Raw genomic sequence first — 13,705 nt, 5'->3', positions numbered from 1 at the left:
CGTCAGCGACGGCCCTTCACGTAGCGGCCGAACGCCTTCTGGATCTCCCGGCGCGAGTCGCGCTCGGCGAGGTCGTGCCGCTTGTCGTAGGACTTCTTGCCCTTGGCGAGCGCGAGGGTGGCCTTGACCTTGCCGTCCTTGAAGTACAGGTCCAGCGGCACCAGCGTCAGGCCGCCCTCGCGGGTCTTGCCCATCAGCTTGTCGATCTCCTCGCGGTGCATGAGCACCTTGCGCTTGCGGCGCGGGGCGTGGTTGGTCCAGGTGCCCTGCACGTACTCGGGGATGTGCACGTGCTGCAGCCACACCTCGCCGTCGTCGATCGAGGCGAACCCGTCGACGAGCGAGGCACGGCCGGCCCGCAGGCTCTTCACCTCGGTGCCGGTGAGCACCAGGCCCACCTCGTAGGTGTCGAGGATCGAGTAGTCGTGCCGCGCCTTCTTGTTCTGGGCGATCAGCTTGCGCCCGGTCTCACGCGGCATGGGACCAGGTTACCGCCGCCGCCGATCGTGCCCCGGAGACGCCGAGATCCCGCGATCTCGTCCGCCCCGGACCCGGGGACGGGCGAGATCACGGGATCTCGACGAGAGGGCAGCGCCGGCTACATCCGGACGTACAGCCGCAGGGTGACGAAGGCGGCGATGGCGGCCAGCGCGACGCCGACGCCGGTGACGACCACGCTGTTGGTGATGATCGCGCTCCACTCGACCTGGGGGATGATGCCGGCCCGGATCGGACCGGAGAGGGTCCGGTCGATGAAGAGCACCTTGGTCACGATCAGCCCGCCGGCGGCGAGGAGCCCACCGATGAGGCCGGCGATCGCCGCCTCGAGGATGAACGGCAGCTGGGTGTACCAGCGGGAGGCGCCGACCAGCCGCATGATGTTGGTCTCGTTGCGCCGGTTGAACGCCGCGAGCTGGATGGTGTTGGAGATCAGCAGCAGAGCCGCCAGCGCCTGCACGACCGCGACGGCGATCGTCGCGTTGCGGGCGCCGTTGAGCAGGCTGAACAGCCGGTCGAGGAACTCGCCCTCGTCCCGCACCTGGTCGACGCCGGCCTCCCCGTTGGGGAACTGGGCGGCGATCACCTCGTAGCGCTCGGGGTTCACCAGCTCGACGCGGAAGCTCTCCGGCAGCGCGTCCGGCGGGGTGTTCGCCACCAGCTCCGGCTGCTGGCTGAACTGCTGCTGGAAGCGCTCGTAGGCCTCCTCGCGCGACTCGTAGATGAAGCTCCGGACCTCGTCGGAGGACTCCAGCTCGCTCTGGATCGCCTGACGCTGCTCGTCGGTGACGTCGTCGGCCAGGAAGATGGAGACCTGAACCTTGTCGTAGTAGATCTCCTTCATCTCGGAGATCATCCCGGCGATGAGCAGGCCGGTGCCCATGAGCCCGAGCGAGATGGCCGTGGTCAGGATCATCGCGACCGTCATGGTCAGGTTGCGACGGAGCCCGGTGGCCACCTCGGAGAGCACGAAGTTGACGCGCAATGGATTCCCTATCTGGATTCGTGCACGAGGCGAGACAGGTGCCTCGACGTCGTCGGCACCTGGTTGGACGACTCGCGGCGGGCGCTGCTAGCGGCCCACGCCGTACACACCGCGCGACTGGTCGCGGGTGAGCACTCCCCCGTTGAGCTCGATGACGCGGCGGCGCATCGAGTCGACGATGTGGTAGTCGTGCGTCGCCATGACCACCGTGGTGCCGGTACGGTTGATCCGCTCGAGCAGCAGCATGATGCCCTCGCTCGTCTCCGGGTCGAGGTTTCCGGTCGGCTCGTCGGCCAGCAGCACCAGCGGCCGGTTGACGAACGCGCGGGCGATCGCGACCCGCTGCTGCTCACCACCGGAGAGCTCGCCGGGGAGCCGGTTGGCCTTCCCCTCCAGCCCGACCATCTCCAGCACCTCGGGGACGACCCGCTTGATGGTGCGGTGCGGCTTGTTGATCACCTCGAGGGCGAAGGCGACGTTCTGCGCCACCGTGCGGTTGCGCAGCAGGCGGAAGTCCTGGAAGACGCAGCCCATGGTGCGGCGGAGCTTGGGCACCTTCCACTTGCTCATGGTGTTGAGCGTCTGGCCGTTCACCACGATCGTGCCCGACGTCGGGTCCTCCTCCTTCAGCAGCAGCCGGAGGAAGGTCGACTTGCCCGAACCGGAGGACCCGATGAGGAAGACGAACTCGCCCTTGTCGATCTCCGTGGACACGTCGTCGAGCGCAGGCCGGCCACCGGCCGGGTACAGCTTGGTGACGTGTTGCAATTCGATCACGAGGCGCCACGGTACTAGTCCTGGCCGGGTATCCGGTCCGTTCGCCACGGAACGCTCCGGACTCGTTCTCGCGGTGTGTCACCGTCGCGCGGTAACCGCCGGGTCACCCGGTCACGCACGGTTGCGTCCGGCTCCGGATCGCCCGGGAATGTGACCTCGCCGACCGCGCCGGAACGGCCGTCCTCCAGGGGCCCGCGCCGAGCGTGCGAGGCGTGGGGGGAAGGGCGGTCCTTCTTCAGGCGGCGTCGACGGCCTCCTGCTGGCGCCGCCACCGGATGCCGGCCTCGATGAAGGCGTCGATGTCCCCGTCGAGGACGGAGGCGGTGTTGCCGGTCTCGTGCTCGGTGCGGAGGTCCTTCACCATCTGGTACGGGTGCAGGACGTAGGAGCGCATCTGGTTGCCCCAGCTGCTGCCCTCCCCCTTGAGCGCGTCCATCTCCGCCTTCTGCTCCTGCTGGCGGACGACGAGCAGCCGGGCCTGCAGCACCCGCAGCGCCGCGGCCCGGTTCTGGATCTGGGACTTCTCGTTCTGGCAGGAGACGACGATGCCGGTCGGGATGTGGGTCATCCGGACCGCGGAGTCGGTGGTGTTGACGCTCTGCCCACCCGGCCCCGAGGAGCGGAAGACGTCCACGCGGATCTCGTTCTCCGGGATCTCGACGTGGTCGGTCTGCTCGACGACGGGCAGCACCTCGACACCCGCGAACGAGGTCTGCCGCCGGCCCTGGTTGTCGAACGGGGAGATCCGCACCAGCCGGTGGGTGCCCTGCTCGACCGAGAGGGTGCCGTAGGCGTAGGGCACCCTCACCGAGAAGGTGGCCGACTTGATGCCGGCCTCCTCCGCGTAGCTGATGTCGAGCACCTCGGTCGGGTACTTGTGGCGCTCGGCCCAGCGCAGGTACATGCGCATGAGCATCTCGGCGAAGTCGGCGGCGTCGACGCCCCCGGCCTCCGACCGGATGGTCACCAGCGCCTCGCGGGAGTCGTACTCGCCGGAGAGCAGGGTGCGCACCTCGAGCTCGTCGATCGCCTTGCGCAGGTTCGCCAGCTCCTGCTCCGCCTCGGCCGTGGTGGCCTCGTCGCCCTCCTCGGCGGCCATCTCGTGCAGCAGCCCGACGTCCTCCAGGCGTCCACGCAGCTCCTCCACCCGGCGCAGGTCACCCTGCATGTAGGAGAGCTTCGAGGTGAGGGCCTGGGCGGCCTCGACGTCGTCCCAGAGGTCGGGCGCGGCGGCCTGCTGCTCGAGCTCGGCCACCTCCCGGCGCATGCGGTCGACGTCGAGGACGGCCTCGATCGACTTCAGGGTCGTGTCGAGCTCGTCCAGGACGACGGAGAAGTCAGCGGAGGCCACGTCGACCCAGGGTAGTGCGCCCCCGCCCCGGGTAGGCAGGGATGCCATGACCGATCCGAACCGACCTCGCTCGCGTGAGGACTACGCACGCGGCCTGCCCGACCACCACGACCCCACGGCCGGGTTCGCCGGGGCGCGCCCGGCCCGGTCGGCGCTCACCCTGCGGCTGGCCCTGGCGATCTTCGGCCTCGTGTTCTGCGTGCTCGCGGGTCTGGGTTGGCTGATGGTCGACGACCTGCCCACCTGGCCGGCCGTGCTGCTGTTCATCGCCGCGGCCGTCGCCGTGGTGGACATCGTGGTGATCGTGCGGCGCAAGGCGCGCGGGGAGCCGGGCTGACGGCGGTCAGCCGGAGGTCGGGGACCCGAGGCCGCGGGACAGCGCCCCGGCCCCGGTGAGCAGGGGTGCCGGCGGCGGCCCCGCGCAGTGGTCGGCCATCCAGCCGGGGATCTCCTCCGCCGGCATCGGCCGCGCGATGTGGAAGCCCTGGGCGAAGGTGCAGCCCAGCTCGGTCGCCAGAGCCAGCTGCCCGGCGGTCTCGACGCCCTCGGCGAGGGTCCGCATGCCGACCGCCTGCGCCAGCCCGACGACGGCGGCGATGGCGGCGGCGGACTCGCGGGCCCGGCCGGCCACGCCCACGACGAGGCTCCGGTCGATCTTGAGGACGCCGGCCGGGAGCGAGACGAGCTGGCCCAGCGAGGAGAACCCGCGACCGAAGTCGTCGATGGCGACCTCCACGCCGGTGACCCGCAGCGCGGCCAGCTGGGCGGCCGCCGAGTCGAAGTCGGCGGCCACGCTGGTCTCGGTGAGTTCCACGACCAGCCGCTCGGGCGGCAGCCCCGCCTCGGTGAGAGCCGTGGCGACGTCGGCGCCGAGCGTGCCGGCGGCGAAGTGCTCGGCCCCGATGTTGACGCCCATGACCAGCGGTAGCCCCGCCGCGTCCCAGACGGCGGCCTGCCGGACGGCGGTGCGCAGGACCCAGCGGGTCAGCGGGACCATCAGGCCGTGCTGGACGGCCAGCGGCAGGAACTCCCCGGGCCCGAGCAGCCCGCGGTCCGGGTGCTGCCAGCGCACCAGCGCCTCGACCGCCGAGCAGTCGCCCGTCGCCAGGTGCATCACCGGCTGGTAGTGCAGCACCAGCTGCCCCTGCTCGATGGCCCCGCGCAGCTCACCGGCCAGCTGGAGCCGGTCCTGCGCGGCGCTCCGCAGGTCGGGGGTGAACATCCGGACCCCACCGCGTCCGGCCGCCTTGGCCGCGTACATGGCCAGGTCCGCGTCCCGGACCAGATCGGTCGAGCGGACTCCCCGGCGGTCATCGCGTCCGACGGCGGCGATGCCGATGCTGGCGCCCAGGGTGAGCGTGCGCCCCGCCAGCACGAACGGCTCGGCGAGGGCGGCCTGGCAGCGGGCGGCGAGGGCATCGGCCCCGTCGCTCCCGCAGTCCCGGCACACGATCACGAACTCGTCGCCACCCAGCCGGCCCACCGTGTCCTGGCTGCGGGTGGCCTCGAGCAGCCGGGTCGACAGCCGGCGCAGCAGTTCGTCGCCGACCTCGTGGCCGAGGGAGTCGTTGACCTCCTTGAAGCCGTCGACGTCGAGGAACAGCACCGCGAGGGCCGGGCGTTCGGGGTGCTCCAGCTCCCGGTCGATGAGCTCGTGCAGGTACGCGCGGTTGGGCAGCTCGGTGAGGTGGTCGTGGCGGGCCTGCCAGGACGAGGCCAGCTCGGCGCGCACCCGCGCGGTGACGTCGGTGTGGGTGACGACGACGTGCCCCTGGTCGCCCACCCGGGTGGCCTGCACGTGGAACCAGAGCCGCCCGCTGCCGGCCGGGCTGGGCAGCGAACGGTCGATCGCCACCTGCGTGCGCTCGCCGGCGATCAGCTCGCGCAGCTCGGTGATGAGCTCCCGGCCGTCCGGATCGTCGGCAAGCCCGACCGCCTCGGCGTAGTAGTCCGCACCTGGCCGGATCGACTGCCCGTGCTCGAGGCCGGCGGCGCCCCAGGCCGAGTTGACCATCACGATCACGCCGTCCGGGTCGAGCAGCACGGTCGGGGACGGCAAGGCGTCGACCACGGCGCCGACGAGCGCGGCGTCCGAGGCACGGGACGCGGCACCCTCCCGGCCGTCGAGCGGCAGCCCGCCCTGGCTCACGCCTCGCGCCACGTCTCCTCCGCCGGTCCCGGGGCGCCCGCTGGCGCGCCGCTCGTCCCCTCCATCGGCAGCTGTGATCCCTACCGCAGCCAGCTTCCTCTGTTCTCCCCGGAAAGGGGGGGAGCCAATCAGGACGGGGAGTCGGTCTCCGCTGCGATCCACCGCAGGTAGTCGGGGTTGCCGCCGACCAGCGGGAGGGCGATGACGCACGGGACGTCGTACGGGTGCAGCTCCCGGGTGCGCGCGACGATCCGGGGCACCAGCGCCCGGCGGGTGTGCAGGGCCACCCGGGCCTCGCTCTCGTCCTGCACCGCCCCCTCCCAGCGGTACACCGACCGGATCGGCGTCACGTGGTGCCCGCAGGCGGCCAGCCGCTCGTCGACCAGCGTGCGGGTGTAGCCGGCCAGCCAGTCGGCGTCCGCGGCGGTGACCACGACCTCGCAGAACTCCTCGTCCATGCGCGCATCCTCCCCGGGCGCAGGTCGCCCTGCGTGGAACCGGGGGTCTCGGGGGTAGGGGGCCGTGCATGAGCGACGAGATGACGATCCAGGTGGATGGCCAGGAGTACGTGGTGACGCCGGAGGGCGAGGGCCTGCGGGTCGGCCGCCGCGCCGAGGGAGAGGTCACCTGGCTCGAGTCGGTGGACGGCAGCCTGCTGGACGACCAGGCGCGTACCGCCCTCTCGAACGGCGACACCTCCGACGAGTCGCTGCTGCGCGCGGTGCGGGGCGTCGTGCAGGCCGAGGTCGAGCGGGGCGGCTGACCCGGGGGCGCCACGACTGACCGACCCGACCGGTCGGGTCGGTCAGCCGCCTCGGCGGCCGCCGCCACGCCCGTGCTGCTCCCGCCACCCGCGGGCGGAGTCACGGGCGTGCTCGACCTGGTCGCCCGGCCCCCGAAAGATCACTGCAGGTGGCCGTCGCTTCCGGCCAGCATCGTGAGCACGATCATGGCGGTGAGGACGATCGTCGCCGCGACGACGACGCCGAGGGCGCACGACCAGCCGCGGCACTCCGGGCCGCGCTTCTCCGCGGGCGGGGCCGACCGCACCTCGGCGCGGCCCACGGCCGGACGCTGCCCGACCGCGGGCCGCTCCGCCGTGCGCGGACGCTGCTGCACGTCGACGCTCATGACCACTCCCTCTGCTCGGTGGTCGGGCGCCGGCGGCGCCCGGACCGGGTGCTCTCCCGGACCCGCTTCCATGCTGGTCGCGGGGGGTGGTCCCGCGAGAGGGCCGAGGGTCCCGACCGCCGGGCCGGAGGTCCCTGCCGACGAGGGCCCCGGGGACCGACCGACGTCTCCAGGGCGGTACGGCTATCCCGCGCCGGTCAGCGCTGCCGTCGGTGGCGTGCGCAGCGCCGAGCGGGCCGGCAGCCCGATGCCGGCGACCGCGATCGCGGTGACGACGACGGCCGCTGCGGGCAGCAGCCACCAGGGCCCGGCCGGCCAGGGCCGGTCGAGGAACCCAAGGCCCAGCAGCGCCAGCGGCACGGCCGAGACCAGGACCCCGGCGAGGACGGCGGCGGCCGAGATGAACCCGGCCTCCCACCGCACCATGGCTCGCAGCTGGGCCGGCGTGGTGCCGCTGAGCCGCAGGGTGGCCAGCTCCTCGCGGCGCTGGGCGGTGGCGGCGACCAGCGAGTTGGCGACGCCGAGCAGCACGTAGCCCAGCAGCACGCCCACCACCGCGAGGTTGACCCACGTCTCCGGCGGCACCGCTCGCGCCGGTCCGGCGGCGGCATCGGCCAGCACCAGGCCCGGTCGGGCCGCGACCGCCGCGGCCAGGGCCCGGTCGGCGGCGGCGCTGCCGTCGGTGCGGACCAGGAGCTGGTCGGCGAGATCGCTGGTGGTGTGCCCGGCGGCCAGGTCCGAGGAGAGGACGACGGCGCCGAGGCCGAGAGTGCGCTCGTAGACGGCCACCACCCGCGCCGTCACCTCCGCACCGTCACCGAGGGTGAGCCGCACCCGGCTGCCGACACCGGCGTCGCGGGCGCGCGCCGCCTCGGTGCCCAGCGCGACCGTGTCGCCGGTCAGCCCGGCCAGGCTGCCGGCCCGGACGTCGAGGTCGAGCACCTCGGGCGCGGCGGGCGTGAGCACCAGCGCACCCTGCGGCTCGACGGTGACCTCGCCGAGCAGGCGCTGCGACCACAGCACCGCGGTGGTGCGCACGGGTGCGGCCGCCTCGACGCCGGGGGTGGCCCGCACGGCGGCCAGCGCGTCCTCGGGGATCCCGCCCAGCGCCGGGGCGACGACCTGCGCGGTGGCCAGCGTGGCCTCCTCGGCCTCCCCGGTGACGGCGGCGGCCACCGTGGTGTGCGAGGAGGTGTAGGTCAGCGCGAGCACCACGGCCATCGCCAGCGTGGTGACCGCGCCGGCCGAACGCAGTGCGTACCCGTGCAGGTTGGCCACCGCGAGCCAGGTCGGCGCGGAGGTGCTCGCCGGGAGCCGGCGGGCCAGCCCGCCGGTGACCCGGCGCAGCAGCACCGGCCCGGCCAGCGCCAGACCGATGGCGCCGACGATGCCGGCCAGCGACGTGCCCGCCGCACCGAGCTGCGAGCGCAGGAGCAGCGGCAGCACCGCGAGCGGAAGGGCGGCCACCAGGAGCCCCAGGCCGATCCGGGTGCGCACCGCCGACGGCACCGCCGGCCCGGTGCGGCTCTCCCCGAGGGCGGCGGTGACCGGCGCCCGCGAGACCCGCCACGCCGCGCCGCGGGCCGCGATCTGGACGACCAGGAGCAGCAGCAGCGTGGCGGCCAGCGCCGGCAGCGGGCTCCACGTGAGCGGCAGCTGCTCGGGGATCAGGCCCGTGCCGACCAGGAGCCGACGGAACCGGTCGGCGAGCAGGTAGCCCAGCGCGATCCCGGGGACCAGCGCGACGGTGGCGGCCAGGCCGGCCTGGGTCGCGACCAGCCTGCGCACCTGCCGCGGGGTGGTGCCGACCGCGCGCAGCAGCGCCAGCTCGCGCCGCTGACCGGCGATCGACACCGACAGCGCGCCGGCGATGACGAACCCGACGACGAGCAGCGGCACCCCGGCCAGCGAGGAGGCCAGCGCGACGAGGAGGCTGCGGGCGGCGGCTGCCTCGGGCAGCACCAGCTCCCCCCGGTCGCCCCCGGTCGCCACCTCCAGGCCGGCGTCGGCGACCTGCGCGCGCACGGCGTCGGCGACCCGGTCCGTGGCGCCCGGCTCGACCCGCAGGCCGACGAGGTCGACGGTGCCGGTGCGCCCGGCCAGCCGTGCGGCGACGTCGTCGGCGAACAGCACGCCCGCGCCGGCCGGCCCGGCCACCGCCGTCACCCGATACTCCGCCGTCCGCCCCGCGGCGACGACGCGGACCGGATCGCCCGGTTCGAGGCCGGCGGCCGCGGCCACGGCCGGGTCGACGGCGACCTCGTCCGGGCCGACCGGCGGCCTGCCCCGCACCTGCCGGTCGGGCAGCAGCTGCAGCGAGCTCCAGCCGTGGCCCACGGCGGCGGGGGCGTCGCCGCCGACCACGTCGCCGTCGGCGGTCAGCACGGCGGCCGGGAACGCGAGGTCGCCGGCGGCGGCGGTGACGCCGGGCAGACCGGCGAGGCGGCCGGCCAGGTCTGCGGGCACGCCGGCCCGCTCGGGCAGCGCGACCGGCAGCTCCCCCGACGACCGCACCGTCTGGTCGGCGGCGACGAGCACGTCGGCGGCGGCCAGCCGGTCGACCGGCAGCTCCGAGCGCAGGCCGGACTCGGCCAGCACCCCGGTGCCGGTGACGATGGCGGCCCCGCCGAGCACCGCGCAGACCACCGCGACGAGCGCGGCCAGCCGGCGGCGGGTCATCCGGAGGGCGATCGCGAACACCGGGCTCACCGCCCCAGCTCGGCGAGGCGGGCGGCCAGCTCGGCGGCGGCCGGAGCCTCGTGCGTCTCGACGACCCGGCCGTCGGCCATCACCAGCGCGCGGTGGGCGCGGGCGGCGGCGGCCGGGTCGTGGGTGACCATGACGACGGTCTGGCCCAGCTCGTCGACCAGGTCGCGCAGCAGCCCGAGCACCTCGCCGGCGCTGCGCAGATCCAGCGCGCCGGTGGGCTCGTCAGCGAAGACGACGGCGGGCCGGGCCACGAGCGCCCGGGCGATCGCTGCGCGCTGCTGCTGCCCGCCGGAGAGCTCGGTCGGGCGGTGGCCGAGCCGGCCGGTCAGCCCTACCCGGTCCACCAGCGAGCGGACCCACTCGTGGTCCAGGCGCTGCCCGGCCAGCCGCAGCGGCAGGGTGATGTTGTCGGCGACGGTCAGCGCCGGCACCAGGTTGTAGGCCTGGAACACGAAGCCGATCCGGTCGCGGCGCAGCTCCGTCCGGCGGGTCTCGTCGAGCCGGCCGATCTCCGTGCCGTCGAGCAGCACGTCGCCGGCGGTGGGGGTGTCCAGGCCCGCCGCGCAGTGCAGCAGGGTGCTCTTGCCCGAGCCGGAGGGGCCCATGACCGCGAGGAAGGAGCCGCGCGGCACGGTGAGCGTGAGGTCGTCGAGGGCCCGGACGCCGTTGGGGTGCACCTTGGTGACCCCGTACAGCGCCACGGCGGGCTCCTGGGGCGCGGCCGGGTCGGTGCCCGGCCGGCGCAGGGCGGCGGTCATCGCCGGCGGACGTGCAGGGTGATCAGCGCGGCGACGCAGCCGGCGGTGACCACTCCGGAGACGATGCTGGCCACCAGGGGCAGCACGCCGAACGACGCGAGCGCGTTGACGGCGACGCTGAGGGCCAGCAGCAGCCACAGCGCGGTCCGCAGGCGCCCGCCGTCCCCGGCGGGCCGGTACGGCGGGGTGCCGTACCGGGGCGGGATGGGGTGGCCGTCGGGAGTGGGGGACGGCGCGGTGTCGTCGAGGCGGTAGGGGTCGGGCACGACGGGCTCCTGGAGGTGGCGGGATAGGTACGTGTTCGATCCTCGGGACGGCGCGGCGGCCTGCCGATCCCCTGACCTGCCCGTTCGAGGTACAGCAGGCTGTACTCCTGCGGTTCGGGTGCTGACGGCGAGGCCCCGGTGCTCCTAGCGTTCGGGGGTGCCTTCCGTTCCCCCGCCCGTCGCATCGGCTCCCGCGGCCGCGCGCGGTCTGCGCCCGGCGGCGGTCCGGGCCGGCCGGGACACCCTGACCGCGCTCGAGCAGCTCGGCGGCGGGCTCGGCACCTCGCTACTGGCACTGGCCGTGCTGCTCTGGGTGCTCGTCGTCGCCCTGACCTGCCTGGTCGGCATCGGCGTGCTGCTGATCCCGGGGGCGCTGCGGCTGGTGCACGCGCTGGCCGACCGGGAGCGCGCCCGCCTCGCCCGCTGGGGCCCCGACGTCCTCGGCCCCGCCGCGGCGCCCCGGTCGCCGTTCGACCCGGCGGCCCGGCGGGAGCTGGCCTGGCTGGCCGGGGCGGCGACGGTCGGGCTGGTGTGGACGCTGGTCGGGGTCGGGCTGCCCGTCTACGCGGTGCGCGACCTGACCTTCCCGCTGTGGTGGCCGCTGCTGCCGCCGGGCGAGGCGAGCCGGCCGTGGTGGTGGTCGGTCGACACCTGGACCGGCGCGGCCGCCGTGGCGCTGCTCGGGCTCGGCTGGGCGGCGCTGACCGTTGGGGCGACCCCGGGGATGGCCCGGCTGCACGCGCGGGCGGCGCGGCGGCTGCTGTCCCCACCGCCGGGCACCGACCTGTCGCTGCGGGTGGCCGAGCTGACCGCCACCCGGGCGGCGGCGCTGGACGCGCACGTGGCCGAGCTGCGGCGCATCGAGCGGTCTCTACACGACGGCACGCAGAACCGGCTGGTGACGACGACCGTGCTGCTCGGTGCGGCCCGCCGCTCGCTGGGGCGGGACCCCGCGGCCACCGAGGAGCTGCTGGAGCGGGCCCAGGACGCCGCCGAGCAGGCGCTGGCCGAGCTGCGGTCGGTCGCCCGCGGGATCCTGCCGCCGGTGCTGGTCGACCGCGGGCTGTCCGGCGCGCTGAGCGGGCTGGCGGCGGCCAGCCCGGTGCCGTGCACCGTGGACGTCGACGTCCCGGTGCGGTGCCCGGCGTCGGTGGAGGCGACCGCCTGGTTCGTGGCCGCCGAGGCGCTGACCAACGTGGCGCGGCACAGCGGCGCCACCGCGGCGCGGGTGACGGTGCGCCTGAACGATGGCCGGCTGCACCTAGCAGTGACCGACGACGGGCGCGGCGGGGCGGTCGAGGGCGGCGGCTCCGGGCTGACCGGCGTGCGCCGGCGGGTGGAGGCACACGACGGGGAGTTCAGCCTGACCAGCCCGCCGGGTGGGCCGACGACGCTGGAGGTTGGGCTGCCGTGCGGATCGTGATCGCCGAGGACGACGCGCTGCTGCGGGAGGGGCTGGCGCTGCTGCTGCGCGCCGAGTCGCTGGAGGTCGTGGCTACCGCGGACGGGCCGGAGGGGTTCCTGACCGCCGTCGACGAGCACCGCCCGGACGTGGCGATCGTCGACGTCCGGATGCCGCCGACGCACACCGACGAGGGGGTGCGGGCCGCGGTCGAAGCGCGGCGCCGGCAGCCGGAGCTGGCGGTGCTGGTGCTGTCGGCCTACGTGGAGCAGGCGTTCGCCACCGAGCTGCTGGCCGGCGGGGCGCGGCGGCTGGGCTACCTGCTCAAGGAGCGGGTGGGGCGGGTGGAGCAGTTCCTCGACGCGCTGCACCGGGTCGCGGAGGGCGGGACGGCGATCGATCCCGAGGTGGTGGCCCAGCTGCTCACCCGGTCGCGTCCGGACGCCGGGCTGGACCGGCTCAGCGCCCGCGAGCGGGAGGTGCTCGCGCTCATGGCCGAGGGGCTGGGCAACGCCGCGATCGCCGCCCGGCTGGTGGTCACCGACGGAGCGGTGCACAAGCACATCCGCAGCATCTTCGCCAAGCTCGACCTGCCGCCGACCGACGCCGCCGACCGGCGGGTCACCGCGGTGCTGCGCTACCTGGACACGGTCCGCCGCTGAGCCCGTCGGCCGGGTGACCGACCGCACGGAAGATCGAACCCTCGACTCGGGCTGTCGATGGCATGAGCGCCTGCAAGACCGCCGTCACCGCCGTGCCCCTGCACCCCCTGCTGGCTGGGCGGTGGAGCTCTCGGGCCCTGGATGCGGCGCACGAGCTGACCGACGCGCAGCTGACCGCGCTCCTGGAGGCCGCCCGGTGGGCGCCGAGCGCGAACAACAGCCAGCCGTGGCGGTTCGCGGTGGCCCGCCGGGGAACGGCCGAGTTCGCGGCTGTCCAGGACGCACTCGCGTCGGGGAACCGGGTGTGGGCGCACGCGGCGTCGGCGCTGGTCGTGGTGGCAGCGGAGACGGCGGGCCCGGACGGCGCCCCGCGGCCGTGGGCGATCTACGACACGGGGCAGGCGGTCGCGCACCTGTCGGTGCAGGCCGAGCACGAGGGCCTGGCCGTGCACCAGCTCGGCGGCTTCGACCGCGACCGGGTCGCCGCGCTGCTCGACCTGCCGGCCGCAGTGGTCCCGCTGGTGGTGCTCACCCTGGGCGTGCGCGACGCGGAGGCCGAGTTGCCGGAGGCGCTGGCTGCACGCGAGCGGACGGCGCGGGAGCGGCTCCCGCTCGACGCCCTGCTGGTCTCCGTCCCGGCGAACCCGGCTCAGCCGTCGACGTAGCGGTCGCGCTCGACGACGAACTGGCCGGTGGCGGTGTTGGCGTCGACGAACTCCGGCAGCAGCGGGATCCGCACGGTCACCGTCACGCACACGGAGAACTCCTCCCCCGGCGCCAGCGTCGGGGTGTAGCTGCCCGCCGCCGCGCACCCGGCGCCGGCCGGTGCGTACGCCAGCTCCAGGTCGGTGGCCTCGATCGACTGGTCGGCCACCGCCAGCTGCGCCGCCCGCAGCGCCCGCTCCTGCCCCGTCGCCGGGTCCGGCGCGGTGCCCATCGCCCGCCCCGCCTCCCGGGCCGCGGCCTGCGAGGCGAACACCCCCCGCTGCACCGCCGAGAACCCCGCCACCACGTAGA

16 protein-coding genes are annotated in these 13,705 nt (G+C 74.9%); 5 read left to right on the top strand and 11 right to left on the bottom strand.

What is annotated here, in order from left to right; genetic code table 11:
• Window positions 1–2: 2 nt before the first annotated feature.
• The 4 genes from smpB to prfB all read right to left on the bottom strand — a co-directional run bounded on the left by smpB (window position 3) and on the right by prfB (window position 3,611).
• The gene (gene smpB, locus ACI79K_RS02685; protein ID WP_456587375.1) at window positions 3–479 is read right to left on the bottom strand and encodes an SsrA-binding protein SmpB; all 477 of its coding nucleotides are present in this window, start codon (window positions 477–479) and stop codon (window positions 3–5) included.
• A gap of 119 nt (window positions 480–598) precedes the next feature.
• Entirely contained in the window at window positions 599–1,483 is an 885-nt protein-coding gene (ftsX, locus tag ACI79K_RS02680) for a permease-like cell division protein FtsX (protein ID WP_456587374.1), read from the bottom strand.
• 87 nt (window positions 1,484–1,570) lie between these two features.
• A complete protein-coding gene (gene ftsE / locus ACI79K_RS02675; protein WP_456587373.1) occupies window positions 1,571–2,260 on the bottom strand; it encodes a cell division ATP-binding protein FtsE in 690 nt (229 codons plus the stop codon).
• Window positions 2,261–2,495: 235 nt separating this feature from the next.
• Window positions 2,496–3,611, bottom strand: a complete 1,116-nt coding sequence (gene prfB, locus ACI79K_RS02670) for a peptide chain release factor 2 (RefSeq protein ID WP_456598892.1) — start codon at window positions 3,609–3,611, stop codon at window positions 2,496–2,498.
• A gap of 46 nt (window positions 3,612–3,657) precedes the next feature.
• Between prfB and ACI79K_RS02665 the strand changes: the two genes are divergently transcribed.
• Window positions 3,658–3,948, top strand: coding sequence for a DUF6343 family protein (locus ACI79K_RS02665; RefSeq protein ID WP_456587371.1), 291 nt, complete (start codon window positions 3,658–3,660; stop codon window positions 3,946–3,948).
• Between the two features lie 6 nt (window positions 3,949–3,954).
• Here the strand turns inward: ACI79K_RS02665 and ACI79K_RS02660 are convergent, their stop codons facing one another.
• Both ACI79K_RS02660 and cutA read right to left on the bottom strand, forming a co-directional pair.
• Entirely contained in the window at window positions 3,955–5,772 is a 1,818-nt protein-coding gene (locus ACI79K_RS02660) for a putative bifunctional diguanylate cyclase/phosphodiesterase (RefSeq protein WP_456598891.1), read from the bottom strand.
• Window positions 5,773–5,888: 116 nt separating this feature from the next.
• A complete protein-coding gene (gene cutA / locus ACI79K_RS02655) occupies window positions 5,889–6,218 on the bottom strand; it encodes a divalent-cation tolerance protein CutA (RefSeq protein WP_456587369.1) in 330 nt (109 codons plus the stop codon).
• Between the two features lie 68 nt (window positions 6,219–6,286).
• Between cutA and ACI79K_RS02650 the strand changes: the two genes are divergently transcribed.
• Window positions 6,287–6,523, top strand: coding sequence for a hypothetical protein (locus tag ACI79K_RS02650; RefSeq protein ID WP_456587368.1), 237 nt, complete (start codon window positions 6,287–6,289; stop codon window positions 6,521–6,523).
• Window positions 6,524–6,663: 140 nt separating this feature from the next.
• Here ACI79K_RS02650 and ACI79K_RS02645 read toward each other — a convergent pair whose 3' ends face one another.
• From ACI79K_RS02645 to ACI79K_RS02630, 4 genes are all read right to left on the bottom strand, one after another.
• Window positions 6,664–6,891 carry a hypothetical protein gene (locus tag ACI79K_RS02645; RefSeq protein ID WP_456598890.1) on the bottom strand — a complete coding sequence of 76 codons (228 nt, stop codon included), beginning with the start codon at window positions 6,889–6,891 and terminating at the stop codon, window positions 6,664–6,666.
• 183 nt (window positions 6,892–7,074) lie between these two features.
• Window positions 7,075–9,600, bottom strand: coding sequence for an ABC transporter permease (locus ACI79K_RS02640; RefSeq protein WP_456598889.1), 2,526 nt, complete (start codon window positions 9,598–9,600; stop codon window positions 7,075–7,077).
• Window positions 9,597–10,358: an ABC transporter ATP-binding protein gene (locus tag ACI79K_RS02635; protein WP_456598888.1), complete on the bottom strand. Its 762-nt coding sequence runs from the start codon at window positions 10,356–10,358 to the stop codon at window positions 9,597–9,599. The genes ACI79K_RS02640 and ACI79K_RS02635 overlap by 4 nt, the downstream gene beginning before the upstream one ends.
• Window positions 10,355–10,624, bottom strand: a complete 270-nt coding sequence (locus ACI79K_RS02630) for a hypothetical protein (RefSeq protein ID WP_456587364.1) — start codon at window positions 10,622–10,624, stop codon at window positions 10,355–10,357. The genes ACI79K_RS02635 and ACI79K_RS02630 overlap by 4 nt, the downstream gene beginning before the upstream one ends.
• Window positions 10,625–10,781: 157 nt before the next feature.
• Between ACI79K_RS02630 and ACI79K_RS02625 the strand changes: the two genes are divergently transcribed.
• The 3 genes from ACI79K_RS02625 (at window position 10,782) to ACI79K_RS02615 (ending at window position 13,353) form a co-directional block, all read left to right on the top strand.
• Window positions 10,782–12,047: a sensor histidine kinase gene (locus tag ACI79K_RS02625; RefSeq protein ID WP_456598887.1), complete on the top strand. Its 1,266-nt coding sequence runs from the start codon at window positions 10,782–10,784 to the stop codon at window positions 12,045–12,047.
• Window positions 12,035–12,688: a response regulator gene (locus ACI79K_RS02620; RefSeq protein ID WP_456598886.1), complete on the top strand. Its 654-nt coding sequence runs from the start codon at window positions 12,035–12,037 to the stop codon at window positions 12,686–12,688. The genes ACI79K_RS02625 and ACI79K_RS02620 overlap by 13 nt, the downstream gene beginning before the upstream one ends.
• Window positions 12,689–12,750: 62 nt before the next feature.
• On the top strand, window positions 12,751–13,353 hold the full coding sequence (locus ACI79K_RS02615) for a nitroreductase family protein (protein WP_456598885.1): 603 nt from the start codon (window positions 12,751–12,753) through the stop codon (window positions 13,351–13,353).
• Here ACI79K_RS02615 and ACI79K_RS02610 read toward each other — a convergent pair.
• The coding region (locus ACI79K_RS02610; RefSeq protein ID WP_456598884.1) for a hypothetical protein at window positions 13,338–13,705 on the bottom strand (368 nt) is incomplete at its 5' end. The two genes, ACI79K_RS02615 and ACI79K_RS02610, sit on opposite strands and share 16 nt — an antisense overlap.

It is taken from the genome of Blastococcus sp. SYSU DS0616, assembly GCF_054051015.1.
This window is presented reverse-complemented; position numbering and strand designations above follow the sequence as displayed.